The organism is Betaproteobacteria bacterium (assembly GCA_016194905.1).
In the GTDB taxonomy this organism is placed as follows: Bacteria; Pseudomonadota; Gammaproteobacteria; order Burkholderiales; family JACQAP01; genus JACQAP01.
In genome coordinates this window covers 36085-62509 of record JACQAP010000013.1, presented here as the reverse complement: position 1 = coordinate 62509, position 26425 = coordinate 36085, and the positions used below count along the sequence as shown (strand labels likewise).

Here is a 26425-nt window from a genome sequence, read left to right as displayed (position 1 = left end):
CGGCAATAGTTCTCCGTTAGAAACCAGCGCCGGAACACGCAAGGAGGTTTGTCGTTTCTCGGCGACGGCCATGCCGGACAACGAAGCGGACGCGGGGGTCAGAGTTGTTTTCTTAGCAGGTCGCCGAGCTTGGCGACCGCCTGCTGGACGCGCGGTGACCATGGCTCCGCGCATCCCATGCGAATGCAATTGCGATAGCGGTCGGTTGCTGAGAACAGCGTGCCGGGGCCGAGCGAAATCTTGTTGCGCAGCGCCTGGCGGAACAACTCCTCGGAGTCGCAGCCTTCCGGCAGTTCCACCCAGAGGATGTAGCCGCCCGCGGGCCGGGTGATGCGCGTGCCTGCCGGGAAATGCTCGGTGATTGCCGTGGAGATGAGCGACACCTGGTCGCGGAATACGCGCCGCAGATGTCGCAACTGGCGGTCATATCCGCCGCTGGCGAGAAAATCCGCCACAACGAGTTGCAGCACTTCGGGGCTGCCGACGGAATTGATGAACTTCGCCATCTGCACTTGCGCATGCCAGCGGCCAGGGGACACCCAGCCCAGGCGAAACCCGGGCGCAACGGTTTTGGTGAACGACGAACACAGCATCACGTTGCCGGTGCGATCGAAAGCCTTGGCCGGCAACGGCCTGTCGTCTCCGTAGTAGAGGTCGCCATACACGTCGTCCTCGATCAGCGGCACGCCGCGCTTGTCGAGCATTTTTACCAGGCGCTTCTTGTTTTCGTCCGACATCGTGAAGCCGAGAGGATTCTGCGCGTTCGGCATCGTAATCACCGCTGCGATTTTCGAGCGCTCAAGCGCGAATTCCAGGGCTTCCAGCGAAATGCCCTCGCGCGGGTGCGTGGGAATTTCCAGCGCCTTGATCTGCAGACTTTCGAGAATCTGCAGCAACCCGAAATAGGTCGGCGATTCCAGCGCGATCGTATCGCCCGGTTTTGCCACTGCGCGCACACAGAGATTCAGGGCTTCCATGCAGCCGTGAGTCACGATGATGTCCTTGGCCGCAAGGCTGCAACCGAAGTCCAGCGATTTGCGCGCGATCTGGCGGCGCAGTTCCTCGTTGCCCGGCGGCAGCACGTATTGCGTCAGTGACAGAGGCTTGCGACGCGCGATTGACGAGATCGTCCGCTGCAATTTCGCGGTCGGCATGTGATCGGGGCCGGGACAGGCCGCGCCGAAGGACACCACATCCGGGCGGCGTGCATCGAGAACTTCCTGCACGAGAGCGCTGATCCCCACCAGTCGCGGCGCGACCGGAGGGTTCGAAATCGAAGGCTCATCCGCGACCGGCATGCGATGACGGACGTAGTAGCCGGCGTTCGGCCGTGCCTCGATCAGGCCGCGATTTTCCAGGACTTCGTAGGCCCGCAGTACGGTTGCTATCGATACCCTGCGCTGGGTCGATAGGCGACGCACGGACGGAACCCGTTCACCGGGGCGTAGCGTGCCGACGGAGATCATCCCCGAAATGGAATCGGCGACTGTTTCATAGAGCACGACTTGCTGTGTCATGGGCACACTCTACTTAAGAAAAGGCCGGCCGGAACCGGCACAGCTGGCTGCGCAATGGACCGTAACGGTTTTCAGCTTGGCAAACTGTAACGTAAACAATTTGGTTTGTCTGAATCTGTAATGATCATGATCCGGCGCCTAACATGGTTGCATGAAACCGGGCCCCAAAGATTCCGTCCTCGAACTTCTGCCGGCGCAGGTTCTGCGTCTGCGCGCGGCTGTGGGCGCAGCAATCAACTGTGATAACGGCACGTTGTGGGTGACGCAGGAAGGCCTTGCGCGGGACGATTTTTTATCTGCTGGCGAATCGCTTTGCATTGTCACCAATGGCGTGACGCTGGTGGAGACGATCGGCAACACGACTGCAAGACTGACGCTGCGTGCCCGTCATGCCTCCGCTCGCGTCATCAGTGCATATCAGGCTCGGGTGGCGTTCTAGGCGCAGTGGAATTTCCTGTACATACAGCAGGTGGCCGCCAGGTTCCGATCCGGGATCCTGCTGCTCCTGCCGGGGTCGCCAATCGCCGTCTGCGAGCGCAACGCTCGCTCCGTCTGTTTATTTGTAGACCAGCACCGGAATTTTCGAATGCGCGAGGACTTTAGCAGCCTGGCTGCCGAGCAGCAGCCCGGATAGTCCGGTGCGGCCGTGCGAGGCCATGAAAATCAGGTCGCACTTTTTCTTTTTGGCGGCATCGACGATGGCTTCCCAGGGCGTGACGCTGTCCAGGAAAAGGCCGCTGTACTTTACCCCCGCGGCCTGTGCCTCCTTTTCGATCGCGGCGAGAAAGCGTGCAGCGGTTTTCTTCGATCGATTGTCCCATTCCGCACGCGACATCAGGTCCGGAGGAAAGTACTCACCGTAAGCCAGGATTTCGTATGGTTCGGGCGAATAGAAGCCCGTAACCCGGGCGCCGACCGCCCGGGCCAATGCCACGCCCGCCTTGATGGCTTTTCTCGACAGGGCAGAGCCGTCGGTTGGAATCAGAATATTCTTGAACATGATGTACTCCCGGTCGCCTGACGTCCGATACTGTCGCGTTCGCCACCGTTGCGCATCGGAGGTGCGCGCTTGCGGTATAGTGCGGACGAACTCCTCCACAGATTCTAATTACTTTGACTGCGCATACGCTCGAAGTTCTCCGGCTTCTGGAAGATGGAGAATTTCATTCCGGCGAGGCGCTGGGAAGGACATTGGGCATCACCCGCGGCTCCGTGTCGAACGCCCTTGCCGATGTCGATACCCTCGGTCTTACAGTCTACAAAGTGCATGGTCGCGGCTACCGGCTGGTGACGCCGGTGCAATGGCTTTCGCGCGATCGCATCGTCCGTCATCTCGGCAGGCAGGCTGCCCGGTTCGACATTGACGTCCTCGATCAGACCGGTTCGACGAACACCGACATGCTCGATCGCGCGGCGCGCGGAGCCCGTTCCGGCTGCGTCCTGGCAGCCGAGTTGCAGACGCGGGGCCGGGGCCGGCGAGGACGCGACTGGCACTCGAGCCCGGGCGGCGCGCTGACCTTCTCGATCCTGTGGCGCTTCGAGCAGGGTGCCGGGTTTCTCAGCGGACTGAGCCTGATGGTCGGCATTGCGCTCGCGCGCGTGCTGAGGAAGCACGGTGCCGCGGACGTCATGCTGAAATGGCCGAACGATCTGCTTTGGCGGCATCTCAAGCTGGCCGGCATCCTGATCGAACTCGCCGGTGACGTAATGGGCCCGACCGTCGCGGTCATCGGCGTAGGGATCAATCTGCGACTGCCGGAGTCAGTGAAGGCGCGCATCGATCAGCCCGTCGTGGATCTAGCAAAAATCGGCGTCGAGGAGGATCGTAACATCCTGTTTGCCGAGATCCTCGGTGAACTGGACAGCGTATTGAGGAAATTTTCCGCGGAGGGATTTGCGCCGTTTCGCGAAGAGTGGGACCGATTGCATGCCTACCAGGATAAAATGGTGCGCGTGCGGATGCCGGATAAATCCGAAATAGAAGGCCGCGTGCAGGGTGTAGCCGACGATGGCGCATTGCTGCTGCATACACGCTCCGGACCGCGCAAATTTTACGGCGGGGAAATGAGCCTGCGCGGCGCCGCCTGACGCTTATTCTGGAAACGGATCGAGCCAACCTTGATTCTTGCAGTCGATGCCGGCAATAGTCGGGTGAAATGGGCGCTGCATGACGGCCGCGGTTTCGTGCGCGAGGGCTGGGCCCTGCATGCCGATCTCGATGCGCTCGACGCGCAGTGGTCTTCGTTGCCGGCGCCGTCGGCGATCGTGATCGCCAACGTGGCCGGAGATGGCATAGGCCAGAGATTGCGGAAATCTTCGGAGCGCTGGAAGGCCGCGCCGCGATGGGTTTCCAGCGCACGGTCGCAGGCAGGGGTTTCCAACCGGTACGACGAACCGTCGCAGCTCGGCATCGACCGCTGGGCGGCATTGATCGGCGCACGCAGATTTTCGTCCGATCCGTGCGTCGTGGTGAATGCCGGTACCGCGATGACTGTCGATGCGCTGACTGCAAAAGGGGAGTTCATCGGCGGCGTCATCGTTCCGGGTTTCGACCTGATGCACGAAGCGCTTGCCGCCCATACCGCGCGGCTATCCGCAGGGCGAGGCGATTTCACGTCCTTTCCCCGCACGACCCGCGACGCAATCACCAGCGGCGCAATTCAGGCGTTGTGCGGAACGGTCGAGCGCATGCGGGACGCGATGCTGGCCGCGGGGAACCGGGAACCAGTGTTGATATTCAGCGGGGGCGCAGGCGAACTTGTCGCGCGCCACATGGGCAGGCCGGTACGCGTCGTCGACAAACTCGTTCTGGAGGGACTCGTGCAGATCGCGCTGGAGCCGCAATGAAGTGGGTATTCTTCGTACTGCTCGCTGCAAGCCTGGGACTGGCCGCCATTACCACTGTGCGGGATCGGTTGCCGAATCCGGACGCGCAACTCGTCAGGCAGCAGATGAATGCCGATCAGATCCAGATTGTTGCGCCTAGACCGACGCCCGCGCCCACTCCGCTTGCTTCGGCACCGGGTCCGGGCGTGTGCCTTGAGTGGGGCAGCTTCGGTGCTATCGATCTGCCCAGGGTCCAGGCTGCCCTCGATTTGCTTGCGCTCGGCGAACGCGTCCGCAGAACCGAAGTAGGCGTATTGACCAGTTATTGGATTTACATTCCGCCACTCAAATCGAAGCCAGACATGGACAGGAAGATGGTCGAGCTGAAGGAACGCGGTGTTACCGACTATTCCCCGATTCTGGAAGCCGGCCGCTGGCGCTACGCGATTTCGCTGGGCGTTTATCGCAATGAAGACGGCGCGAAAAAGCAGCTTGGATTGCTGCGGCAAAAGGGCGTGCGTTCGGCGCAGATCGGCGAGCGCGAACAGAGGGTCACTCAAACGGCTTTCATCGTGCGCGACCCGAACGAAGCACAGTCAGCGCAACTGGTGAACCTCAAGACCGAATATCCCGGCTCCGACTTGCGGGCGGTGGATTGCCCGCCGTCCTGAACACCGGTGCTACGCTGGCGTCAGCACCCGCGATCCATGTCCGTCGCCTTTCAATTCCAGCACGCGCGAATGGAAGTCCTGCAGCGACGGGCGATGCCCGATGCTGACGATGGTCGTTTGCTGCAGTCTCTCTTTCAGCATTTGGTAAAGTTGCTGCTCGGCGTCCTCATCGAGCGACGAGGTCGCTTCATCGAGGAACAGCCAAGCCGGTTGTTGCAGTATTGCGCGAGCGAAAGCAACGCGCTGCTGCTCGCCGGGCGATAGCTGCATCGACCAGTTCTGCTGTTCGTTCAGGCGTGCATTCAGATGCTGCAGTCCCACGGCGGTCAGTGCGTCGCTGACATTTTCATCGGAAAAGCCGCCGTCTCGCGTGGGATAAGCAATCACGTCACGAAGGGTGCCTATTGGCAGGTAGGGGCGTTGCGGCAAAAACAACCCGCGAGGATTGCGCGGCAACCGGACTTGCCCGGCTCCGAATGGCCAGATTCCGGCGATGGCGCGGAATAACGTGCTTTTGCCGACGCCCGACAAGCCGCGGATCAGCACACTTTCGCCTGGCTTGATGACTGCGCTGGAAGTGGCCATCAGCGGCGAGCCGTTGGGCAGTGTCAGCGAGACATTGTCAATCACCAGTTCGGATTCGGTGTCCTGTGATTGCTGCACGCCGGATTTGCTGCGCATTTCCGCGCGCGCATTCTCGATCGCGTAATGGAATCCGAGCAAACGATCTGCCGTGGCCTTCCAGGTTGCGAAAGTGTTGTACGCGCCGATGAACCAGGACAGCGATCCCTGCACGTGTCCGAACGCGCTGGAAATCTGCATTAGTCCGCCCAGTTGGATGGTCCCGGCAAAATAACGGTTGCCCGCGACGGCGAACGGAAAAATGATGGCGGCCTGGTTGTAACCGATGGTGAAAGTATTCAGGATTTTCTGGCGCCTCATGATCTGCCACCAGTTGTCCACGACGCTGCCAAACCGCGCGCGGAAGCTGCGCATTTCGTCCCGCTCGCCGTTGTAGAGCGCAACACCTTCGGTGTTCTCGCGAAAACGCACCAGTCCAAAGCGGAAGTCCGCCTCAAAGCGTTGCTGCTGGAAATTCAGCCCGATCAGCTTCTTGCCGATCTTGTGGGTAAGCCAGGTACCGACTATGGCGTAGAGCAGTGCCGCCCAAAGCATATAGCCGGAAATGACGATCTGGCCGCCGTTGTAGGGAATCTCGAGGGGTCCGGACAGGCCCCACAAGATGCCGACGAACGAACCCAGCGTAACCACTGCGTTGAGGAAGCCGAGGGCAAGTTCCAGCGACTGGTCGACGAAAATCTTCATGTCGTCCGAAATGCGTTGATCCGGGTTGTCGGCGGGATTTCCGCTCAGTTGCAGCCGGTAGTAGGCGCGGTCGCTCAACCACTGGTCGAGATAGCTGTTCGTCAGCCAGCGTCGCCAGCGAATCTGCAGCATCTGATTCAGGTAAAACGCGTACACGGCCATGGCGATATAGATGGTCGCCAGCATGGTGAAGCGCCCCATCAACTTCCAGAAAGACGCCTTGTCCTTTTCCTGCAGCGCATTGTAGAAATCATTATTCCAATAATTGAACTGCACATTCATGTAGACCATGGCGAGCGTCAGGGCGATGACCGCGCCGAGTAGAAGCCACGCGGTGAAGCGCTCCTCCGATGTCCAGTACGGCTTGATCAGGCGCCAGGTATCACGCAGGAATTTGAATCGAACAGGCATGAAGGTTCCTTACGGAAGAAATCAGGATTTTCGAATGCGGGACAGCAGGGCCGTTGTCGAGCGCTCGAACTGAAAGGGGATCGATTTCACCGCCCCGCCCCAGTTCATTACCTCTCGCGCCCCGACAATCTGGTCTACAGGCCAGTCCCCCCCTTTTACCAATACGTCCGGCCGGCAAATCAGGATGAGGGAGAGCGGCGTATCTTCTTCGAACCAAGTGACGAGGCTCACGCTATCCAGCGCCGCCACCACCGCCAGGCGGTCTTCGAGCGGATTGACCGGCCGGTCGGCGCCTTTACCGAGCCTTTTGACCGACAAATCTGAATTCAGCGCGACGATCAGACTTGCTCCGAGCGCCCGAGATTCGGCCAGATAAGTGACGTGACCGCGGTGCAGCACGTCAAAGACGCCATTGGTGAAGACCTGGGGTCGAGTTTGCGAACGCAACCGTCCGGATAGCTTTTCGGGCGGTACGATCTTGTTTTCGAAGCTGGGACTGTGGCTCATGGCGCTGGCCGCCATGATACAGGCGCGCAGATGCGCCGTGCGCGGAGCCTATGCGGCGGCCAGCGTGGACGCGTTTAATAATCCCCCTTAATTTTCGGAGTTTAACTACTCTCAGGCGTTCGGTGCCGGCCACTGTTCGACCAGATCCACCATCTGTTCGAAGCTGACGACCGTCTGAACACCTTCTATGGGTTTCCACGAACCCGGGCGCATCAGAAATGAAAAAACCCCAACAGAGGTTTTTTCACGGCAGCGCTTCGTCAATCAGTCGAGATACTCGAATACCTTGACGACGCGCTGTGCTCCGCTCGTCGTCGCAGCAGTTTGCGACGCCGATTCGGCTTCCGCGCGCGTCACCAAGCCCATGAGGAATACCGCGCCGTTTTCCGAGACGACCTTGACATGGGTGGCGCCAACGTCCTTGTTTTGTGCAAGCCGACCCTTGACCTGGCTTGTCAGCAGTACGTCGCCGGCGCGGGAAGTTGTCGAGCTGATGCCGCCGACGATGATTTCGTTCTGAACATTCCGCACGTTCGGTACCTCGAGGACGAGGACAGACACATCCTGCTTGATCTCGTCGGTTGGGGCTTGGCCAGTCAACAGCACAAAGCGGTTGAAGCTGGTAGCGCTGATGTTGACCTGCTCACCATACTTTTCCGAGATGCGATTCCTGGCTTTGATTTCAATGGTCTGGTCTTCCAGGACTGTGCCACTCGTGCGCCGGTCCTCGGCCATCATGACGCCGGCGCCCACACCGGCACCGACCAGCAACGGAATGCACGATTGAAGCGAAGGGACAAGGGCAACGAGTACCGCGACGAGACGAATAGTCGATTTCATTCATTCCACTCCTAACAACAAACAATCGATTGCATCGCACATGCAATGCAGGCATAGCAGATGAACTTCCTGGATACGCGCGGTCCTGTCTGCGGGTACGCAGATTTGCACGTCGTCCGGTCCGAGCAAGGCTGCAATCTTGCCGCCTTTCTTTCCGGTCAACGCAATAACGTCCATCTGGCGGTCGTGCGCGGCGTGTATGGCTTCCATCACATTCGGTGAATTGCCGCTGGTCGATATCGCCAGCAGGAGATCGCCCGGTTGGCCCAGCGCCCGCACTTGTTTCGAAAATACGTCGTTGAAGTTATAGTCGTTGGCGATCGACGTGAGGGTAGAAGTGTCGGTGCTCAGAGCCATGGCTGCCAGCGGCGGACGCTCCATTTCAAAACGATTCAGCAGCTCCGCCGCAAAGTGCTGCGCGTCTGCGGCAGATCCACCGTTGCCACAAGACAGAATTTTACCTTCCTTCATCAGGCACTGGACCATGCGTTCGGAAGCGCTGGCAAGCGGCTCCGCAAGCAGCTCCATCGCCTGTAGCTTGAGTTGGGCACTGTCGGTGAAATGCTGATTGATTCGGCTGATGAGATCCATCGGTGGCGGTTGTCTACGTAACGGGCGGATTATTGCACAAAGCCTTCCCCGGATTTGCCCAACAGTAGTTTATTCGCCGAATGCGTTTTCGATCCATTCGAGTTCTTCTGTGTCGCCGTTAAGCAACACGGCGTCGAAGCGGCACGCCGGAAACTCTCTTCTGGCAGCCATGTAGTGCCGGGCCGCGCGCAATAGTTTTTCGCGCTTGGCGCTGGTTATGCTTTCGACCGCGCCACCAAAGGATTTGTTGCGTCGATAGCGCACTTCGACAAAAACAAGCGTGCGCCCGTCACCCATGATCAGATCAATCTCACCGAAGCGGCAACGGTAGTTTCGCTCCAGCAACCGGAGCCCGCGTCCGGTGAGAAAGTCCGCGGCTGCCTCCTCGGCCATTGCGCCGCGTTCGCTCATCGGGCCTGCGACCCTTCCAGCGCCTTGGCGCTGCCTTGGGAAAACTGCGCGGGCACCAACGCACGGACGAACTGATGGACATTGTTCAGGGTGATCGTTCCGGTTACGCCGTCCAGCGGCTCCATGGTTTCGTAAGGACGCAGCAATTCCTGGACAAGGCGGTAGGCATCGATTCCCAGCGCATAAAAACGCTCCTGGTCAAGCCCCGGGCGCTGCGCGTCCGGGCGCATATAGCTTATGACCGCGGGATGATCCGGCTGCAGCAGCCACGGCATGTCGAGGAAGCGCACGCCGTCCAGATCGTAATTTGCAAGTGCGTCCGCATTGGACGTAAATACCATCGAAGTTGCATAGATCGGGGTGGATGCCCCGAGATAGGAGCGTATGAACCGCGCGCGCGCAGCATCGAGCGACATGAACACGATGTCCGCTCTCGAATTCGCAACCTGCTCGCGTAACTTGGCGACGGATGCCGAATCGGTCGTATAGGTGAACTGTCCGGTCACTTCCGCACCCAGCTTTTTCCATTCCTCCGAGAATGCTTGTGCTATGCGCCCGCCCAGAGACGTGTCGCCCACAATCACGAAGGCTTTTGTACCGCCGTGGCGTAATGCGAACTGCGCCATCTGCCGAGTTTCGGCTTCGACTTGCAGCCCGTACACATAGAGGTCGCGTGGCAGCGACATTTCTCCCTCAGGTATGTTCAGCGCGAGCGTCGGCACGCTCACGATGCCGCTTTGGGCAAGCGACGTCACGCCATTCCGAGTCAAGGGGCCTATAACGGCACGAGCCCCTAGCGACGTAGCGCGCTGATACGCGGCGAGTATCTGCGGGGGATCTTCGCTGGTCGCATAAACTTTGACCTTCAGGCTGCCTGGCTGGGCATTTCCCGCCGCAGCCAGAATGCCCAGTCGTACGGAATCGGCATGTTTGCTGTAGGAATTGGACTGCAACGGAAGAATCACTGCGATATGCGGTTCGGCGACCGCAATTTTGTCGCCGGTGTCCTCGGTGGCCGCGAAGCTGGTGGATAAGGCGAGGAGCGCCCAGTATAGTAATGACCACACCAACGAAGAAAAGGCCGGGCGAAGTTGCATAGCGAAAGCACGGAAGTGGCCGAACCGACATTATATGTGGTGGCCACCCCGATCGGAAATCTTCGCGACATCACTTTGCGCGCTCTCGATACGCTCAAGTCGGTGGACGCGATTGCCGCAGAGGACACTCGGGTCTCGAGGAAGTTGCTGGCGCACTTTGGAATACAGGCGGACCTGATTCCGGCACATGAGCACAATGAACGCGATGCTGCAAAACGGCTGGTTGCATTGCTGTCGCGGGGAAAATCGGTGGCGCTGATATCGGATGCGGGCACCCCGGCCATCAGCGACCCGGGCGCAATCGTGGTCGCTCAGGTGCGGGCAGCCGGATTTCGCGTGGTTTCGGTACCCGGTCCCAGTGCGATTACCACCGCGATCGCAGCCGCGGGATTGCAGTGCGCGTCATTCTGTTTTCGTGGCTTTCTTCCTGCCCGCAAAGGTGAGCGCGAGAGAATGCTGGCCGCGCTGAAGGCGCAGTACGAGCTTCAGGTGTTCTACGAGGCTCCGCATCGCATAGTCGAGTGCATTGCGAGCATCGCCGCCGTGTTTGGGGGCGATCGCCGCATCGGCATTGCGCGCGAGTTGACCAAGCTTTTCGAGCAAGTGCATGTGTGTCGCCTCGATGAGGCGGTGGCCTGGCTGGAGCGGAGCGAGAACCATCGGCGCGGAGAATTCGTGCTTCTGGTGGAAGGTTGCCCCGAAGCCGCCGGTCCGCAGGGCGAATCCGACCCACAGCGCGTGCTTGAAATCCTACTCCAGGAGTTGCCGCTGAAGCAGGCAGTCCGGCTTGCGGCCGAAATTACGGGAACAAAGAAAAATGCGCTGTACAAAAAAGCGCTGAAACTGAAAAAAGAAAGCAGCGACGAAAAGAAATGATCGGCGAAGAATATTTTTTTTCAGAGCGCGTATTCACATGGACCGCGTAACCCTGAGCAGGCCGGACGATTGGCACCTTCACCTGCGTGACGGCGAAGCGCTGAAGTCGGTGCTCGCGGATTCTGCGCGGCGCTTTGCCCGCGCAATCGTCATGCCCAACCTGAGGCCACCGGTGACGACGGTTGCGGCTGCTGCGGCGTATCGCGAACGCATACTCTCGGCCTTGCCGCCCGGCAGTGATTTCGAGCCGTTGATGACGCTTTACCTCACCGATAACACAAAGCCCGCAGAAATACACAAGGCCAAGGCGAGCGGCATTGTAAGTGCGGTGAAGTACTACCCTGCAGGGGCGACAACAAATTCCGATTCCGGTGTAACCGATATCCGAAAATGCGTCGATACGCTTGAAGCCATGGCAGAAACGGGAATCCCTCTGCTGGTTCATGGCGAAGTCACCGATGCACAGGTCGATGTCTTTGATCGCGAGAAAGTCTTCATCGAGCGGACAATGATTGCCCTGGTTCAGCAGTTGCCGAGGCTCCGGATCGTAATGGAGCACATCACGACGGCCAATGCGGTTAAGTTCGTGCTCAGTGCACCGGACAACGTGGCGGCGACGATTACGGCGCATCATCTTCTACTGAACCGAAACGAACTCTTCCGCGGAGGAATTCGCCCGCATTATTACTGCCTGCCGATCCTGAAACGCGAAGAACACAGGCTGGCGTTGGTCAAGGCCGCTACCTCCGGCAATCCAAAATTCTTCCTGGGGACCGACAGTGCGCCCCACGCACGCCACACCAAGGAAACCGCCTGTGGTTGTGCGGGCATTTACACCGCGCATGCGGGCATCGAGCTTTACGCCGAAGCGTTCGATGCCGCCGGGAGTCTGGACAAGCTCGAGGGATTTGCCAGCTATCACGGCGCCGATTTCTACGGTCTTGCGCGAAAGAGTCAGAAAATTACCCTTGTCAGGAGCGCCTGGTCGGTACCCGAAGAAATTTCCTACGGCGCTGACACTCTGGTCCCGCTGCGAGGCGGGTCCACGGTTGCGTGGACGATCGAATAGAAGGCGAGCACAAAAGCGCAACATCGATATTTCTCCCGCGACGGATCGGGCATCCCGATCAAAAGCGACGGGTGTCAGATTTATCCGACTTCCTCCGACGGCAATTTGGTGCATTGCACTGAAGCCGGAAATCCGAGTGTTTTCGTCAAGATATTTGCACAACTGAAAATCGGGTTGAACTCGAGGTTCGCAGAAAGAAACTGACTTCGTAATTCAGCTTCGCCCGGAGTCGCATTTGAGGCTATGGTGCGCCACTCGAGTCATGGATAATGGCTCGGGGAGGTGTGGGAGCATCGGGGGATCGCGTGAGATATCGTATGGCTGTGGTACTGCGCGGTGCAATGCTGCGTCAGCCTGTCCCGTACGATTCATCGCGTAGACCGGAGGGGTGGCCGGATTTCTATATTCGGTTACCGTTCGTTTAGATGACAGGGGGATAAATGAATAAAGCAGAACTCGTCGATGCCATTGCAAAAAAAGCGGGTGGCAGTAAAGCCATGGCCGACATCATGATTGATGCATTTATCGATGCGGTGACCGGGTCGCTAAAAAAGGGGGAGAACGTGACGTTGGTCGGTTTCGGGACATTTTCTCAGGGCAAGCGGGCGGCGCGTTCAGGGCGCAATCCGCAAACCGGCGCAGCAATCAAGATCCCCGCGGCGAAGACCGCGAAGTTCGCCGCCGGCGCCAAACTGAAGGCTGCTGTTAACGGCAGAAAATGAAATTCAGGGGTCTGGGAAAATGTAGAGGGGCGAGGAGCCCCTCTTTTTTATTGTGATTCACAATCTGAACCGTCTAGTTCTGTTCCGCACGGCGATGAATGTCCTGCGCATCAACATGCAAGACATTTGCTGTCGCCGCCCGATTGGGGGCTATCAGCAACTCGAATTCACGGAAGCAGACGATGCAACGCGTAGAATACGCGGAGAAGCTGGCCGGGCAGTCGCTGTGCAACTCGCTTGTACAGAGGAAAGTCCGGGCTCCGCAGAGCAGGATGCCGGTTAACGACCGGACGCCGCGAGGCGATGGAAAGTGCCACAGAGAATAGTCTGCCGATGGCCGCCGCCCGACTTCGCGGCCGCGAGGCCGCAAAGTCTCGCTCTCGTAGCGAGAAGGGCGTCGGATCAGGCGATGGTGAAACGGTGCGTGTCCCGCAAGGGGCGCGGACGGTCGCAAGACCGTCCGGGTAAGAGCCCACCGCGCTTCTGGTAACAGAAGCGGCATGGCAAACCCCATCCGGAGCAAGACCAAATAGGGGGGCAATAGCGCGGCTCGCGCTGTCCCCGGGTAGGTTGCTTGAGCCGGCAGGTAACTGCCGGCCCAGATGAATGACTGCCGGAATGCCGCAAGGTATTCGACAGAACCCGGCTTACAGGCCAGCTTCTCTCTTCCCATCGGGAAACTCGCGGCGCGACGTCTCCCATCTTTTAGTTCTAGAATTAAAATTAATAAAATCTTTTATCCCATTAAAAAATAACGATAATAAATTGTACAGCGCGCATTTCTCCGGAGTCACTCGTAAGTCTTTGTCGCAACTGAAAAAAGTGCTGGTGCAGCTTGACCTTCCATTTTTTTTCTACTAGAGTGGGGAAAAGTAGGTTTAAGTGGGAAAGCATGGAAATTCCAACACTTCCGGCGAATAAGAAATGTTTCAGGGAGCGACAGCGCTTAATCTTGATGCCAAGGGCCGGCTAGCGATCCCCACCCGGCATCGAGACGCCATGCAGTCAGGGGCAGCGGGTAAGCAAGTGCTTACAGCTCATCCTCACCGCTGCATTCTGTTGTATCCGGCCCCAGCTTGGGAGCCGATCCGCGCCAGGATCATGAGCTTCTCGAGTTTCGATGCGCAAACCAGCTTGTGGAAACGACTGCTCGTCGGCTTTGCGGAAGAGGTGGAACTCGATGCCTCGGGGCGACTGCTGATCTCTCCCGAATTGCGCAAATTCGCCTCCTTCGAGAAGGAAGTAATGATGGTTGGCCAAGGAAGCCATTTCGAAATCTGGAGCCAGGAAGCCTGGGAGAAACAGCTCGATCGGTTGTCGACAAGCTCCGACAAACTGCCACCGGGAATGGAGAACTTTGCCTTGTGACCTCCAGTTCGCCCGCGCGAGACGACGCGGGCTTGCACAAGACCGTGCTGCTCAACGAAGCCGTCGAAGCATTGCGCATCAAGGCCGATGGAACGTATGTGGATGCGACTTTTGGCCGTGGCGGACATAGCCGCGCGATTCTGGCGCGGCTGGGCAGTTCGGGAAAGTTGATCGCAATTGACCGCGACCCCGAAGCGCTCGAGTCCGCAGCGACGATATCTGATCCGCGGCTGGTCGCAGTCCAGATGGAATTCGGCCGGATTGGACGGGTTGTGATAGAGGCGGGCGTGGCGGGAGTGGATGGCGTGTTGCTCGATCTTGGCGTTTCTTCGCCCCAGTTCGATTCGGCAGCCAGAGGCTTCAGTTTCCGCTTCGACGGACCGCTCGACATGCGGATGGATCCCGGCCACGGGAAAACGGCGGCCGAGTGGCTTGCGCAAGCTTCGGAACAGGAAATCGGGGAGGTCATCAGGCGCCATGGCGAAGAACGGTTTGCTAAACAGATTGCAAGAGCGATTGTTGCGGCTCGATCGAGCGGGCCTGTCGACCGCGCACGGCAACTTGCCCAGATCGTGGCAAAAGCCGTTCCCACGCGCGAGCCACATCAGGACCCGGCGACGCGCACCTTCCAAGCTATACGGATTCACGTCAATCAGGAGCTTGAAGAGTTGGAGATAGCGTTGCCGCAATGCCTGGAAATGCTCAATGAGGGAGGGCGATTGGTCGTGATCAGCTTTCATTCTCTCGAAGACCGCATCGTCAAGCATTTCATGCGCACGCAGGCGCAGCCCGGTGCGCTGCCCGCCCGCTTGCCGGTGCGGGCGGCCGAGTTGCCGAAGCCGCGAATGAAATTGACCGGCAAGCCGATCTATCCGACTGCCGATGAAGTGGCGGCGAACCCCCGCGCACGCAGTGCGGTGATGCGAGTAGCTGAAAGAGTCGCGGGATGATCAGGCTTAATGTGGTGCTGGCCGGAATTCTGGTGCTGTGCGCATTGGCCTTGGTCACCTCGCAGCACAAGGCAAGGAAGCTGTTCGTCGAATTGCAGAAGGAGCAGGATCAGGCCAGGCAGATCGAAGTTGAATACGGACAGCTGCAGCTTGAACAAAGCACATGGGCGATGCATTCCCGGGTAGAGAAAATCGCAGCTAATAATTTGCAAATGCGTGTTCCGCCGGCCACACGCGTGCATCTGGTTCCTCCCCCTCCCGCGCCGGCCAAGCCATGAATCCCTCCCTTAATCCAGCGCTGTCGGTGCGCCTGCCCGTGTGGCGGGCGCGACTGCTTTTGCTGCTGGTGTTTTTCGGGTTCCTGGTATTGGCGGCGCGGGCTCTTTATCTGCAGGGCCTGCACAACGACTTTCTCCAGCAGAAGGGCGAGACGCGCTATGCGCGCGTAATCGAAATTTCGGCCCACCGCGGGATGGTGACCGACCGAAACGGCGAACCGCTTGCATTGAGCACACCGGTGGAATCGGTATGGGCGGCACCGGCGGACGCCGACCTGAATGTTGAGCAACGCGAGAAGTTGACCCGACTGCTCGGCATCGATGCGACGGAATTGAAAAAAAAGCTTGCCGAGTCAGAGCGCGAGTTCGTCTATTTGAAGAGGCAGTTGCCACCCGAGCAGGCAGCGAAAGTCGTGCAGTTGAACCTTCCCGGAGTTTTTCTTCAGCGCGAATATCGGCGCTATTACCCGGCAGCCGAAGTGACCGCGCACGTGGTGGGCGTCACCGGCGTGGACGATAATGGGCAGGAAGGCATCGAACTCGCTTATCAGGACTGGTTGACGGGCAAGGCGGGCAGCCGTCGCGTGATCAAGGATCGGCTTGGCCACGTGGTCGAAGACATCGAAAGCATTCGCGCGCCACAGCAAGGCCGGGAACTGACGCTGTCGATCGATCAGCGCATTCAATATCTGGCATTCCGGGAACTCAAGAGCGCAATTGCGCTGAACGAAGCCAAGGCTGGAAGCCTGGTAGTACTTGACGTGAATACCGGCGAAGTGCTGGCGCTGGCTAACTGGCCAACCTACAACCCGAACAACCGCGATACGTTAAAGGTTGGACGTTCACGCAATCGCGCCGTGGTCGATCTGTTTGAGCCGGGTTCCACATTGAAGCCGTTCACGGTGGCTGCGGCACTCGAATCCGGGCTGGTCGGCCCTGGAAGCATGATTGATACGGAGGGTGGCCATTACACTATTGGCAACCGAACCATACATGACGCGCATCCGGGGGGATTGCTCACCGTCGCGCAGGTGATCCAGAAGTCGTCGAACGTCGGCTCGGCGAAGATGGCGCTGGCAATGGCCCCACAGAAGCTGTGGACCATTCTTTCCGATGTCGGGTTCGGCACGCAGACGAAAGTGGGGTTTCCCGGAGAAGCTTCGGGTCGGCTGCGTGCGTACCAAACCTGGAAGCCTATCGAACAGGCAACCATGTCGTATGGCCATGGCATTTCGGTCAGTCTCCTGCAGTTGGCGAGGGCCTATTCGGTATTCGCTACCGACGGCAAACTCAAACCGCTTACCTTGGTGAAGCGCGATCAGCCGGTCGAAGGCAAAGCCGTGATCTCGCCGCGCACCGCGATGACCGTGCGCAAGATGCTCGAAATGGTGACCCAGCCGGGAGGTACCGCCACACGGGCGCAAGTGGCCGGTTTTCGGGTCGCCGGGAAGACCGGCACCGCACACAAGCTCGTAGGCGTGACCTATGCGTCCGATCGTTATATTTCTTCGTTCGTCGGATTTGCTCCGGCATCCAATCCGCGCTTGGTCATTGCGGTCATGTTGGACGAGCCCGGTGGCAAGTCCTACTACGGGGGCGAGGTTGCCGCTCCGGTATTCAGCACCGTCATGGCAGGTGCGTTGCGACTCCTGGGCATCGAGCCGGACGCCGCGCTCGACAACGTGATTTCTCCCGATTCCGCGCCTGTTGTTAGGGAGGAAGTATGACCGCGGGGGCGAGTTCTGCGCGTGAAAGTGGTACCGAGTTCGACATCGGCGCGATCGATGCGCTCGGAGTGCGCATCGATGGTCTCGCAATCGACAGCCGCAAGACAAAACCCGGCGATCTCTTTCTCGCCTATCCGGGCCAGCGGGCAGACGGGCGAGCCCACATCCCGCAGGCGATCGCCGCGGGGGCCAGCGCCGTGCTGTGGGATAGTCGAGGCTTTCATTGGGATGCGGCCTGGCGCGTGCCCAATCTGGGCGTTCCGGATCTGCGCTCGCATCTCGGAGAGATCGCCGGCCGTTTTTTCGGCAACCCCTCCCGTCACATGTGGCTTGCCGGCGTCACCGGCACAAATGGCAAGACATCATGCTCGCACTGGATTGCGCAATCGCTGACGCGGCTGGGGCGCAAGACCGCCGTGATCGGCACATTGGGAAGCGGATTCCCCGGAGAGTTGGACGTTGCGGGCAATACCACGCCGGATGCGATCACCTTGCAATCGCAGTTAGCCGCATTGCGCGCCAGCGGGGGCACGGGTTGCGCAATGGAGGTTTCTTCGCATGGCATCGATCAGGGTCGCATCAACGGCGTCGAGTTCGATGTGGCGCTTTTCACCAACCTGTCGCGCGATCATCTCGACTATCACAAGACCATGGAAGACTATGGTGCCGCCAAGGCCAAGCTCTTCCGTTGGCCGCAACTGAAGCACGCGGTCGTAAATGTCGACGACCGGTTCGGTCGTGAACTCGCGGAATCGATCGACAAGTCTCGCATCAATGTGCTCGGCTACGGCTTTGGCAAAGGAGAAATCGCCGGTCACCGCCTGGATCTTTCGACGCGCGGCCTGAAACTCGAGATCACCACTCCCTGGGGGTCTGCGCGCCTGATCAGTCAGCTTATTGGCGGATTCAACGCGACAAATCTGCTCGGCGCCCTTGGCGTGCTGATGACAGCCGAGGTTTCGCTCCGGGATGCTGTCGACGCGCTCGCGCACGTCGAGCCCGTTCCCGGTCGCCTGCAGATGGTAAGGCTGCCGAACGCGCCACTGGTTGTCGTCGATTACGCGCATACGCCCGATGCCCTGGAAAAAGTGCTGCAGACGTTGCGGGACCTGCTGCCTTCCGGCGCGAAACTGCATTGCGTATTCGGTTGCGGCGGCGATCGCGATCCCGGCAAGCGGCCATTGATGGGGGAAGTCGCAACGCGCCTGTCGGATCGCGTGATCATCACCAGCGACAATCCGCGCTCCGAAAATCCGCGCGCCATCATCGAAGACATCGTCGCGGGGGCGCATCCCAATTACGAGATCGAAGTCGATCGTTCCGGCGCAATATTCAAGGCGCTGCAGTCGGCCGCGCCGGACGACGTGGTGCTGATCGCCGGCAAAGGCCACGAGACCTATCAGGAAGTCGGCAGCCAACGTTTGCCCTTCGATGATGTGGAGGTCGCGCGTGAGATGCTGAACCGTCTGACCGGAAGTCCGCGTCATGCTTGATATCGCCACCGCCGCGCACGCAATTGGCGCCAGACAGATCGGAGCCAATGCCGTGTTTGATCGGGTGACGACCGATAGCCGCGATTTGCGCCCCGGCGACCTGTTCGTCGGGATACGCGGCGAGCGCTTCGACGGACAGGCGTTTGCCGATCAGGCCTTTTCGGCCGGCGCGGCCGCTGTGATGGTGGAAGCGGGCGCGCAGATTCTTACCCCGAATGCGCGTGTAATCGAAGTGGACGATTCAAGGCTTGCTCTTGGCAGGCTGGCGGCTTTCTGGCGAGGCCGGTTTATCTCCCCATTGATCGCCGTTACCGGCAGCAATGGCAAGACCACGGTGAAGGAAATGCTTGCTTCGATCCTGCGTCAGATCGCAGGCGAGTCAGGTGTTCTGGCAACGGCCGGCAATTTGAACAACGACATCGGCATGCCCTTGACACTGCTGCGACTCAATGCCCGGCATCGATACGCGGTTGTCGAGATGGGCATGAACCACCTCGGAGAGATCGCGTATCTGTCGCGTCTGGCGAGGCCCACCATAGCGTTGATCAATAACGCCGGTACTGCCCATATCGGCGAACTCGGCTCTGTCGATGCCATTGCGCGCGCCAAGGGGGAGATATTCGAAGGCCTCGAAAAAAACGGCACAGCGATCATCAACAGCGACGACGCTTTCGCCGATTACTGGCGCGGTCTGGCGCGTGGACGACGCATGGTGGATTTTGGCCTCGACAAGAAAGCGGCGGTGTCAGCTCGTTACGAACTGACTGTATTCGCGAGCCTGGTTACGTTCCGCACGCCTCGAGAGCAGTTTGTCGCGACGCTCGGCATACCGGGACTGCATAACATCAAGAATGCGCTCGCGGCGGTGGCCTGTGCCTATGCCCTGGATGTGCCTGAATCGGCGATCGCCGCCGGACTCGCTTCCTATGCGGGACTCAAATCGCGGCTGCAACGCAAGCGCCACGCTTCCGGCGCGCTGGTGATCGACGATACCTACAACGCCAATCCTGAGTCCATGCAAGCCGCGATTGCAGTGCTGGCAGCGTATCAGGGACGCACAATTTTCGTCATGGGTGACATGGGTGAGCTTGGCGACAATGCTGAAGCGATGCACGCAACAATCGGTGAATTCGCCAAGCGGGCGGGCGTGAACGCCATGTTTGCACTGGGTGAGATGAGTGCCGCAGCGGCGCGAAGTTTTGGCGAAGGCGGGCGACATTTTTCCAGTATCGATGAACTGGTCGGCGCGTTAGCTGGTGGTCTGGAGCATGGGTCGACGGTGCTGGTGAAAGGCTCGCGTTTCATGCGCATGGAGCGAGTAGTCGAGGCACTGGGCGCCGTCAACGGGGAATCGGCCGTGAAAGGCAGTGCCTGATGCTACTGGCGCTCACCCAATGGCTGGCAGAGGATGTTCACGTTCGGGCGTTCAACGTCTTTAACTACATCACGTTGAGGGCGGTACTTGCGACCCTGACAGCGTTGCTGATTTCATTCATCGTAGGCCCGATCATGATTCGCAAACTGACGGTCTACAAAGTCGGCCAATCGGTGCGCGACGATGGTCCGAAGAGCCATCTGACGAAGGCAGGTACGCCGACAATGGGCGGTGCGCTGATCCTGATCTCGATCGCGATTACGACTTTGCTATGGGCCGATCTGCGTAATCGCTACGTATGGGTAGTTCTGATGGTGACGCTCGGTTTCGGCATCATCGGGTGGATCGACGACTACCGCAAGGTCGTCCACCGAAATCCGAAGGGTTTATCGGCGCGCAAGAAGTTCTTCTGGCAATCGGTCATCGGCCTGGCGGCCGCCATTTATATCGCCACCTCGGCGACGCTGCCCGCGCAGACGGAATTAATCGTACCGCTGTTCAAGCAGGTTACGTATCCGCTTGGAATCGTGGGGTTCGTGGTGATGAGCTACTTCGTCATCGTCGGCACCAGCAACGCCGTCAATCTGACCGACGGGCTGGATGGGCTGGCAATCCTGCCGACAGTCATGGTCGGCAGCGCGCTCGGTGTATTCGCTTACGTGGCGGGCAATGCCATCTATTCTCGCTACCTGGGATTCCCCCTGATTCCGGGCGCCGGCGAACTTACTGTGGTTTGCGCGTCAATGGCGGGCGCCGGCCTTGCCTTCCTTTGGTTCAATGCCTATCCGGCGGAAGTATTTATGGGCGACGTTGGCGCGCTTGCGCTTGGCGGGGCGCTCGGCACCATCGCCGTGATTGTTCGGCAGGAAATTGTGCTGCTCATCATGGGTGGCGTATTCGTCGTAGAAACGCTATCGGTGGTGCTGCAGGTTGCGTCGTTCAAATTGACAGGCAAGCGCATATTTCGCATGGCGCCGCTGCATCATCACTATGAACTGAAGGGATGGAAGGAGAATCAAGTCGTCGTTCGTTTCTGGATCATCACTATGATGCTCGTGCTGGTTGGCCTGTCGACACTCAAGCTGCGCTAGCCCGAATGAAGACGAACGACGACTTGATTTTTGCACAGATCCGCTTCGCGTCGCGGAGCGCCATGTCGGCGAGGAAATCAGGTCGTCATAACGAGGTAAACCATGACTAGCCGTTTGCACTTCGAATTGTTCATGCAGTCACTGCGCGTACGCGCATCCCAAGCCGATCCCAAACAACTCGCTCTGGGGGACATGCGTTATGAGGAGAACGAGGATGTCGGTTCGGTGCGGCTTTCGCGAATCGAGGCCGCCATGAAGGAGACGCGTGCCAATCGAGTTGACGAATAGGCACACACTCGTGCTCGGTCTTGGCGCAAGCGGACTGTCGATGGCGCGCTGGCTTGCGGCCCGTGGCGCGTCCGTGCGCATTGCGGACAGTCGGGACGCGCCGCCGTTTGCTGCGCAATTGCAAAACGAACTTCCGGCAGTCGAGTTGCATACCGGCGCATTTCGCGCAGAAAGTTTCGCGGGTGTCGACCTCATCGCCATCAGTCCCGGCGTGCCGCTGGTCGAGCCGCTGGTCCGCGCCGCAGTGGAACGAGGGATCGATGTCGTCGGTGATATCGAATTGTTCGCCAGGATCCGGGAAGAGTTTCCCGGCAACAGGGTCATTGCGATCACCGGATCGAATGGCAAGAGCACAGTTACGGAAATGGTCGGTGCGATGGTTCGTGCCGCAAAGATAAGGACACTCGTGGCAGGAAACATCGGCTTGCCGATACTGGAAGCCCTGTCGGAGATCGAAGCCGGGCGAAGACGCCGTCCGGACGTCTTCGTGCTCGAGTTGTCCAGTTTCCAGCTGGAATCGACCCGCAGTCTGAATCCTGATACGGCCGCCGTTCTGAACGTGAGCGAAGACCATCTCGATCGCTATTCGGGCATGCGCGACTACGCGGACGCGAAGGCGCGCATTTTTCACGGCGATGGCATCCAGGTGGTGAACAGGGAAGACGGTTGGGCACGCGGCATGATAGGCCCCGGACGGAAGGTATTGACCTTTGGATTGGATGAGTCCTGGAACGAGGGCAACTGGGGATTACGCGATATCTCAGGCGAACTCTGGCTTGCGGAGGGGCGCGCAAACCTGATGAAGGTTTCCGAACTGAAAGTGGCGGGCCTGCATAACGCGGCGAATGCGCTGGCGGCGCTGGCTTTGTGCCGCGCGCTCCGGCTGCCCTACGAACCACTGCTCGACGCGCTCTTTGAATTCGAAGGTTTGCCGCATCGCGTGCAGAAAATCGCTGAGGTCAAGGGCGTAGCCTTCTACGACGATTCCAAAGGCACCAATGTCGGCGCTACCGTGGCCGCGCTCATGGGCATGACTTCGAGGATTGTTCTGATCGCCGGCGGAGAAGGCAAGGGCCAGGATTTCTCGCCCTTGCGCGACGCGGTGGCAAAGAAAGCGAAAGGCGTGGTCCTCATCGGGCGCGACGGCGACAAGATCGCCTCGGCCATTGAGGCCTCGGGCGTCGCGATCTTACACGCCGCCACCATGCGCGACGCGGTACGAGCCGGCCTCTCGCTGGCACAAGCCGGCGACGCCGTCATGTTGTCGCCCGCATGCGCCAGCTTCGACATGTTCCGCAACTACGAACATCGCGCCGAAGTATTCATCGAAGAAGTGCGGGCGCTGGAGGCCGATCAGTGAACGGCATTCTCGGCATCGGAGCAGTGGCCAGGCCAGCACCAATCGCGGAGTTCGACTACGCGGTCGTCAGCATCGCGGGACTTCTGCTGGCGCTCGGATTGATAATGGTCTACTCCTCTTCGATCGCCATAGCCGAAGGCGGACGCATCACCGGCAATCAACCTACCTACTACCTCATCCGGCATGGCGTGTTCCTGTTCGTCGGCCTGGTGTCCGGTTTCATCTGCTTCCAGTTACCGCTGCGGTTCTGGGAGCAGGCCGCACCCTATCTATTTTGCCTGGGCGTATTGCTCTTGATGCTTGTGCTGATCCCCGGCGTCGGACGGGAAGTCAACGGCAGTCGGCGCTGGCTGTCGCTTGGCCTGTTCAATCTGCAGCCCTCCGAACTGATGAAATTGTTCGCGGTGCTCTATGCCGCGGACTACACCGTTCGCAAGGCGGCATTGATGCACAGCTTTCGCAAAGGCTTCCTGCCGATGCTGATCGTGATGCTGCTGACCGGCGGACTACTGCTGCGAGAGCCGGATTTTGGCGCCTTTGCAGTGATTACCACCGTTGCCATGGCCATTCTGTTCCTCGGTGGAATGAACTGGAAGCTGTTTGCGACGCTCATCGTCCTGCTGCTCTTCGGATTCGTTATGCTGATTTGGACGTCGCCCTATCGCCTGCAGCGCGTCATCGGATTCATGGATCCCTGGTCGGATCCGTTCGGCAAGGGCTACCAACTGTCGCATGCGCTGATCGCCTTCGGACGCGGTGAGTGGTTCGGTGTCGGTTTGGGTGCGAGCGTCGAGAAACTCTTCTATCTGCCCGAGGCGCACACCGATTTTTTGCTCGCCGTTGTTGCCGAAGAACTCGGATTTTTCGGTGTGCTGTCCGTGATCGCCCTGTTCGGGTGGCTAATCTGGCGGGCATTCGCCATCGGTAACCAGGCTGCGCGCATGGAGCGCTGCTTCTCTGCACTGGTGGCCCAGGGAATCGCGTTGTGGCTCGGCGCCCAGGCATTCATCAACATGGGCGTGAACATGGGGGTACTCCCGACCAAGGGGTTGACTTTGCCGCTGCTTTCTTTCGGCGGTAGTGGAATCGTCGCCAACTGCTGCGCACTCGCAATCCTGCTTCGCGTGGATTACGAGAACAGGCAGATGATGAAGGGGTATTCGTTGTGAGCCGGACCATACTGGTTATGGCCGGTGGAACTGGCGGTCACATCTTTCCGGCGCTTGCGGTTGCGGATCAGTTGCGCGACAAGGGCTGGAAAATCGTATGGCTGGGTTCGAAGGCGGGCATGGAAAGCATCTTGGTGCCGCATTACGGTTTCGAAATCGAGTGGGTCCGTTTCTCCAGCCTGCGCGGCAAGGGTCTTCTGCGCGTAGTGTTGTTGCCGCTGAATCTGCTGATAGCGTTCTGGCAAAGCGCCCGCGCCATTTTTCGCGTGCGGCCTGACGTGGTACTTGGCATGGGTGGCTATATTTCGTTTCCCGGCGGAATAATGGCCACCCTGCTGGCGCGTCCGCTGGTGCTGCACGAGCAGAACTCGATCGCGGGACTGGCCAACAAAGTGCTGGCGCGCGTCGCGGACCGCATCCTGGTTGCGTTTCCCAACGCGTTGAAGAATTCCGAATGGACCGGCAATCCGGTGCGTCGTGATATCGCGCAATTGCCGGCTCCCGAGCAGCGCTTTCGCAATCGGGCCGGAAATCTGAAGGTATTGGTTGTCGGCGGCAGTCTCGGTGCACAGGCGCTTAACGAGACGGTGCCGCGCGCCCTGGCACTGATTCCTGAATCGCAACGCCCCGAGGTCACGCATCAAGCAGGCGAGAAGCACCTCGCCATGCTCGAGAGCGGATATCGGGAGGCGGGCGTGAGCGCGACGACGCTGGCGTTCATCCGCGATATGGCGAGCGCCTACGCAATGGCGGATGTGGTGATCTGCCGGGCAGGTGCGTTGACAGTCTCCGAACTTGCCGCGGCGGGCATCGCCAGCGTGCTCGTCCCCTTCCCGGCGGCGGTCGATGATCACCAGACCTTCAATGCCCGCTATCTCGCCGATCAATCGGCAGCGGTATTGCTCCCACAGGCAGAACTTACCCCTCGCAAACTCGCCGATCTGCTGCTTGGCTTCACCAGGGACAAGCTGCTGGACATGGCCAACCGCGCGCGCGCATTGGGCAAACCGGACGCCGCGCGAATCGTTGCTGAGCGTTGCATGGCGCTCGCGGCATGAAGCACAAGGTCAAACATGTCCACTTCATCGGTATCGGCGGCGCCGGGATGAGCGGAATCGCGGAAGTCATGCTCAATCTGGGTTTCGAGGTCAGCGGCTCCGATATCTCGGAAAGTGCTGCCACCTTGCGACTGAAGAGTCAGGGAGCCAAAGTGCACATCGGTCACGACGAAACGAATGTCAGCGGGGCCAATGCCGTGGTCACGTCTACCGCGGTCAGGCCGGACAATCCGGAAGTCGCCGCCGCCCGCGCCAAGCGCATTCCAGTCGTGCCGAGAGCGATGATGCTCGCGGAATTGATGCGACTGAAGCAGGGCATTGCGATTGCAGGAACCCACGGCAAGACCACGACGACCAGCTTGGTCGCCAGCGTGCTCGCCGAGGCGGGGATGGATCCGACGTTCGTCATCGGTGGTCGGCTTGAGGCCGCCGGCTCCCATGCAAAACTCGGTACCGGGGAATTCATCGTCGTGGAGGCCGATGAATCCGACGCATCGTTTCTATACCTTCAGCCGGTGCTCGCGGTCGTCACCAATATCGACGCCGACCATATGGAGACCTACGGGCACGACTTTGGCCGCTTGCGCCAAGCCTTTCTCGAATTCATTGAACGCCTGCCTTTTTACGGAATGGCGGTTCTGTGTATGGACGACGCCAACGTGAGAAGCCTGTTACCGATCATCACCAAGCAGGTAACGACTTATGGTTTGGCTGAAGGCGCGCAGATTCGCGCGATGGACGTCGAAGCCGACGCCGCACGGATGCGTTTTCGGGTAGTGCGCAGAAACGGGCACTCGAGGGCCGCCGCTGATTTGAACATCACGCTGAACCTTCCCGGTTTGCACAACGTGCAGAACGCGCTTGCCGCGATTGCCGTGGGGATGGAAATCGGCGCTCCCGACGAGGCCATCGTCAAAGCGCTGGCGGAATTCCGCGGTGTCGGACGACGATTTCAGCGCTACGGAGACGTGACGTTGGCGCACGGAAATTTTACCCTGATCGACGACTACGGGCATCACCCGGCGGAGATGGCCGCGACGATCGCCGCAGCGCGCGGGGCTTTCCCGAACCGTCGGCTGGTCCTGGTTTTTCAACCGCATCGGTACACGCGAACCCGGGATTGTTTCGAGGACTTCGTAAAGGTTCTCTCCTCCGTCGACGCACTGCTGCTTACGGAAGTCTATCCGGCCGGCGAAGCTCCGATCGTGGCCGCAGATGGCCGCGCGCTTGCGCGCGCAGTGCGTGTGGCCGGCAAGATCGAGCCGGTGTTCGTGGAGCAAATTGGAGATTTGCCGGCTGCGATTCTCGCAAAGGCGACGAGCGGCGACGTGGTCATCACCATGGGCGCCGGGTCCATCGGGACGGTGCCCGGAAAAATAGCAAAAGGGAACTGAGCCAAGAAGC

At 59.6% G+C, this 26425-nt stretch carries 27 protein-coding genes and 1 other RNA gene; 20 read left to right on the top strand and 8 right to left on the bottom strand.

Annotation, left to right across the window (positions count from 1 at the left end):
- Positions 1 to 98 precede the first annotated feature (98 nt).
- Positions 99 to 1517: a PLP-dependent aminotransferase family protein gene (locus HY067_07750; GenBank protein ID MBI3527847.1), complete on the bottom strand. Its 1419-nt coding sequence runs from the start codon at positions 1515 to 1517 to the stop codon at positions 99 to 101.
- Between the two features lie 151 nt (positions 1518 to 1668).
- Between HY067_07750 and HY067_07745 the strand changes: the two genes are divergently transcribed.
- Positions 1669 to 1956 carry a DUF2917 domain-containing protein gene (locus tag HY067_07745; protein ID MBI3527846.1) on the top strand — a complete coding sequence of 96 codons (288 nt, stop codon included), beginning with the start codon at positions 1669 to 1671 and terminating at the stop codon, positions 1954 to 1956.
- A gap of 117 nt (positions 1957 to 2073) precedes the next feature.
- Here HY067_07745 and HY067_07740 read toward each other — a convergent pair whose 3' ends face one another.
- Positions 2074 to 2517: a universal stress protein gene (locus HY067_07740; GenBank protein MBI3527845.1), complete on the bottom strand. Its 444-nt coding sequence runs from the start codon at positions 2515 to 2517 to the stop codon at positions 2074 to 2076.
- A gap of 113 nt (positions 2518 to 2630) precedes the next feature.
- On the opposite strand from HY067_07740, the gene HY067_07735 reads away from it, so the two are divergent.
- From HY067_07735 to HY067_07725, 3 genes are read left to right on the top strand one after another with little or no spacing between them, the layout of a single operon-like run.
- On the top strand, positions 2631 to 3605 hold the full coding sequence (locus tag HY067_07735; protein ID MBI3527844.1) for a biotin--[acetyl-CoA-carboxylase] ligase: 975 nt from the start codon (positions 2631 to 2633) through the stop codon (positions 3603 to 3605).
- Between the two features lie 30 nt (positions 3606 to 3635).
- On the top strand, positions 3636 to 4364 hold the full coding sequence (locus tag HY067_07730; protein MBI3527843.1) for a type III pantothenate kinase: 729 nt from the start codon (positions 3636 to 3638) through the stop codon (positions 4362 to 4364).
- Positions 4361 to 5014, top strand: a complete 654-nt coding sequence (locus tag HY067_07725) for an SPOR domain-containing protein (GenBank protein MBI3527842.1) — start codon at positions 4361 to 4363, stop codon at positions 5012 to 5014. The genes HY067_07730 and HY067_07725 overlap by 4 nt, the downstream gene beginning before the upstream one ends.
- 9 nt (positions 5015 to 5023) lie before the next feature.
- Here the strand turns inward: HY067_07725 and HY067_07720 are convergent, their stop codons facing one another.
- From HY067_07720 to HY067_07695, 6 genes are all read right to left on the bottom strand, one after another.
- On the bottom strand, positions 5024 to 6751 hold the full coding sequence (locus tag HY067_07720) for an ABC transporter ATP-binding protein/permease (protein MBI3527841.1): 1728 nt from the start codon (positions 6749 to 6751) through the stop codon (positions 5024 to 5026).
- 21 nt (positions 6752 to 6772) lie between these two features.
- Positions 6773 to 7258, bottom strand: a complete 486-nt coding sequence (locus tag HY067_07715) for an adenylyltransferase/cytidyltransferase family protein (protein MBI3527840.1) — start codon at positions 7256 to 7258, stop codon at positions 6773 to 6775.
- Positions 7259 to 7522: 264 nt separating this feature from the next.
- A complete protein-coding gene (locus HY067_07710; protein MBI3527839.1) occupies positions 7523 to 8098 on the bottom strand; it encodes a BON domain-containing protein in 576 nt (191 codons plus the stop codon).
- Complete coding sequence (locus HY067_07705) at positions 8099 to 8689, bottom strand: phosphoheptose isomerase (protein MBI3527838.1); 591 nt, start codon at positions 8687 to 8689, stop codon at positions 8099 to 8101. It lies immediately after the preceding gene.
- Between the two features lie 69 nt (positions 8690 to 8758).
- Entirely contained in the window at positions 8759 to 9100 is a 342-nt protein-coding gene (locus HY067_07700; GenBank protein ID MBI3527837.1) for a YraN family protein, read from the bottom strand.
- Positions 9097 to 10167, bottom strand: a complete 1071-nt coding sequence (locus tag HY067_07695; GenBank protein ID MBI3527836.1) for a penicillin-binding protein activator — start codon at positions 10165 to 10167, stop codon at positions 9097 to 9099. Before HY067_07695 ends, HY067_07700 begins: the two co-directional genes overlap by 4 nt.
- Positions 10168 to 10212: 45 nt before the next feature.
- Between HY067_07695 and rsmI the strand changes: the two genes are divergently transcribed.
- From rsmI to HY067_07615, 16 genes are all read left to right on the top strand, one after another.
- The gene (rsmI, locus tag HY067_07690; protein MBI3527835.1) at positions 10213 to 11073 is read left to right on the top strand and encodes a 16S rRNA (cytidine(1402)-2'-O)-methyltransferase; all 861 of its coding nucleotides are present in this window, start codon (positions 10213 to 10215) and stop codon (positions 11071 to 11073) included.
- Positions 11074 to 11110: 37 nt separating this feature from the next.
- Positions 11111 to 12142, top strand: coding sequence for a dihydroorotase (pyrC, locus tag HY067_07685; protein ID MBI3527834.1), 1032 nt, complete (start codon positions 11111 to 11113; stop codon positions 12140 to 12142).
- Between the two features lie 440 nt (positions 12143 to 12582).
- The gene (locus HY067_07680; protein MBI3527833.1) at positions 12583 to 12864 is read left to right on the top strand and encodes an HU family DNA-binding protein; all 282 of its coding nucleotides are present in this window, start codon (positions 12583 to 12585) and stop codon (positions 12862 to 12864) included.
- A gap of 205 nt (positions 12865 to 13069) precedes the next feature.
- Positions 13070 to 13530: RNase P RNA component class A (gene rnpB, locus HY067_07675), an RNA gene on the top strand.
- A 258-nt stretch (positions 13531 to 13788) separates the two neighbouring features.
- The gene (gene mraZ / locus HY067_07670) at positions 13789 to 14232 is read left to right on the top strand and encodes a division/cell wall cluster transcriptional repressor MraZ (GenBank protein ID MBI3527832.1); all 444 of its coding nucleotides are present in this window, start codon (positions 13789 to 13791) and stop codon (positions 14230 to 14232) included.
- Positions 14229 to 15182, top strand: a complete 954-nt coding sequence (gene rsmH, locus HY067_07665) for a 16S rRNA (cytosine(1402)-N(4))-methyltransferase RsmH (GenBank protein ID MBI3527831.1) — start codon at positions 14229 to 14231, stop codon at positions 15180 to 15182. Before mraZ ends, rsmH begins: the two co-directional genes overlap by 4 nt.
- On the top strand, positions 15179 to 15460 hold the full coding sequence (ftsL, locus tag HY067_07660) for a cell division protein FtsL (GenBank protein ID MBI3527830.1): 282 nt from the start codon (positions 15179 to 15181) through the stop codon (positions 15458 to 15460). Before rsmH ends, ftsL begins: the two co-directional genes overlap by 4 nt.
- Positions 15457 to 17187 (top strand): penicillin-binding protein 2, encoded by a 1731-nt coding sequence (locus tag HY067_07655; protein MBI3527829.1) that lies wholly within the window; start codon positions 15457 to 15459, stop codon positions 17185 to 17187. Before ftsL ends, HY067_07655 begins: the two co-directional genes overlap by 4 nt.
- Positions 17184 to 18680, top strand: a complete 1497-nt coding sequence (locus tag HY067_07650; GenBank protein MBI3527828.1) for a UDP-N-acetylmuramoyl-L-alanyl-D-glutamate--2,6-diaminopimelate ligase — start codon at positions 17184 to 17186, stop codon at positions 18678 to 18680. Before HY067_07655 ends, HY067_07650 begins: the two co-directional genes overlap by 4 nt.
- Positions 18673 to 20055, top strand: a complete 1383-nt coding sequence (locus HY067_07645; protein ID MBI3527827.1) for a UDP-N-acetylmuramoyl-tripeptide--D-alanyl-D-alanine ligase — start codon at positions 18673 to 18675, stop codon at positions 20053 to 20055. Before HY067_07650 ends, HY067_07645 begins: the two co-directional genes overlap by 8 nt.
- Positions 20055 to 21146, top strand: a complete 1092-nt coding sequence (locus HY067_07640) for a phospho-N-acetylmuramoyl-pentapeptide-transferase (GenBank protein MBI3527826.1) — start codon at positions 20055 to 20057, stop codon at positions 21144 to 21146. The genes HY067_07645 and HY067_07640 overlap by 1 nt, the downstream gene beginning before the upstream one ends.
- A 102-nt stretch (positions 21147 to 21248) precedes the next feature.
- Positions 21249 to 21434 carry a hypothetical protein gene (locus tag HY067_07635; GenBank protein MBI3527825.1) on the top strand — a complete coding sequence of 62 codons (186 nt, stop codon included), beginning with the start codon at positions 21249 to 21251 and terminating at the stop codon, positions 21432 to 21434.
- A complete protein-coding gene (locus HY067_07630; protein MBI3527824.1) occupies positions 21412 to 22794 on the top strand; it encodes a UDP-N-acetylmuramoyl-L-alanine--D-glutamate ligase in 1383 nt (460 codons plus the stop codon). Before HY067_07635 ends, HY067_07630 begins: the two co-directional genes overlap by 23 nt.
- Positions 22707 to 23963: a putative lipid II flippase FtsW gene (ftsW, locus tag HY067_07625; protein MBI3527823.1), complete on the top strand. Its 1257-nt coding sequence runs from the start codon at positions 22707 to 22709 to the stop codon at positions 23961 to 23963. The genes HY067_07630 and ftsW overlap by 88 nt, the downstream gene beginning before the upstream one ends.
- 17 nt (positions 23964 to 23980) lie before the next feature.
- Positions 23981 to 25021 (top strand): undecaprenyldiphospho-muramoylpentapeptide beta-N-acetylglucosaminyltransferase, encoded by a 1041-nt coding sequence (gene murG / locus HY067_07620; GenBank protein MBI3527822.1) that lies wholly within the window; start codon positions 23981 to 23983, stop codon positions 25019 to 25021.
- The gene (locus HY067_07615; protein ID MBI3527821.1) at positions 25018 to 26415 is read left to right on the top strand and encodes a UDP-N-acetylmuramate--L-alanine ligase; all 1398 of its coding nucleotides are present in this window, start codon (positions 25018 to 25020) and stop codon (positions 26413 to 26415) included. Before murG ends, HY067_07615 begins: the two co-directional genes overlap by 4 nt.
- Positions 26416 to 26425 lie beyond the last annotated feature (10 nt).

What these genes read in the sequence shown, in the direction of transcription:
- HY067_07635 (MBI3527825.1), top strand. Translation starts at nt 21,249, where the DNA reads ATGACTAGCCGTTTGCACTTCGAATTGTTCATGCAGTCACTGCGCGTA.
- HY067_07645 (MBI3527827.1), top strand. Translation starts at nt 18,673, where the DNA reads ATGCTTGATATCGCCACCGCCGCGCACGCAATTGGCGCCAGACAGATC.
- HY067_07725 (MBI3527842.1), top strand. Translation starts at nt 4,361, where the DNA reads ATGAAGTGGGTATTCTTCGTACTGCTCGCTGCAAGCCTGGGACTGGCC.
- HY067_07710 (MBI3527839.1), bottom strand. Translation starts at nt 8,098, where the DNA reads ATGAAATCGACTATTCGTCTCGTCGCGGTACTCGTTGCCCTTGTCCCT.
- HY067_07655 (MBI3527829.1), top strand. Translation starts at nt 15,457, where the DNA reads ATGAATCCCTCCCTTAATCCAGCGCTGTCGGTGCGCCTGCCCGTGTGG.
- ftsL (MBI3527830.1), top strand. Translation starts at nt 15,179, where the DNA reads ATGATCAGGCTTAATGTGGTGCTGGCCGGAATTCTGGTGCTGTGCGCA.
- HY067_07700 (MBI3527837.1), bottom strand. Translation starts at nt 9,100, where the DNA reads ATGAGCGAACGCGGCGCAATGGCCGAGGAGGCAGCCGCGGACTTTCTC.
- mraZ (MBI3527832.1), top strand. Translation starts at nt 13,789, where the DNA reads ATGTTTCAGGGAGCGACAGCGCTTAATCTTGATGCCAAGGGCCGGCTA.
- HY067_07615 (MBI3527821.1), top strand. Translation starts at nt 25,018, where the DNA reads ATGAAGCACAAGGTCAAACATGTCCACTTCATCGGTATCGGCGGCGCC.
- HY067_07680 (MBI3527833.1), top strand. Translation starts at nt 12,583, where the DNA reads ATGAATAAAGCAGAACTCGTCGATGCCATTGCAAAAAAAGCGGGTGGC.
- HY067_07715 (MBI3527840.1), bottom strand. Translation starts at nt 7,258, where the DNA reads ATGAGCCACAGTCCCAGCTTCGAAAACAAGATCGTACCGCCCGAAAAG.
- ftsW (MBI3527823.1), top strand. Translation starts at nt 22,707, where the DNA reads ATGCGCCAGCTTCGACATGTTCCGCAACTACGAACATCGCGCCGAAGT.
- murG (MBI3527822.1), top strand. Translation starts at nt 23,981, where the DNA reads ATGGCCGGTGGAACTGGCGGTCACATCTTTCCGGCGCTTGCGGTTGCG.
- HY067_07720 (MBI3527841.1), bottom strand. Translation starts at nt 6,751, where the DNA reads ATGCCTGTTCGATTCAAATTCCTGCGTGATACCTGGCGCCTGATCAAG.
- HY067_07750 (MBI3527847.1), bottom strand. Translation starts at nt 1,517, where the DNA reads ATGACACAGCAAGTCGTGCTCTATGAAACAGTCGCCGATTCCATTTCG.
- HY067_07650 (MBI3527828.1), top strand. Translation starts at nt 17,184, where the DNA reads ATGACCGCGGGGGCGAGTTCTGCGCGTGAAAGTGGTACCGAGTTCGAC.
- HY067_07640 (MBI3527826.1), top strand. Translation starts at nt 20,055, where the DNA reads ATGCTACTGGCGCTCACCCAATGGCTGGCAGAGGATGTTCACGTTCGG.
- HY067_07740 (MBI3527845.1), bottom strand. Translation starts at nt 2,517, where the DNA reads ATGTTCAAGAATATTCTGATTCCAACCGACGGCTCTGCCCTGTCGAGA.
- HY067_07705 (MBI3527838.1), bottom strand. Translation starts at nt 8,689, where the DNA reads ATGGATCTCATCAGCCGAATCAATCAGCATTTCACCGACAGTGCCCAA.
- HY067_07745 (MBI3527846.1), top strand. Translation starts at nt 1,669, where the DNA reads ATGAAACCGGGCCCCAAAGATTCCGTCCTCGAACTTCTGCCGGCGCAG.
- pyrC (MBI3527834.1), top strand. Translation starts at nt 11,111, where the DNA reads ATGGACCGCGTAACCCTGAGCAGGCCGGACGATTGGCACCTTCACCTG.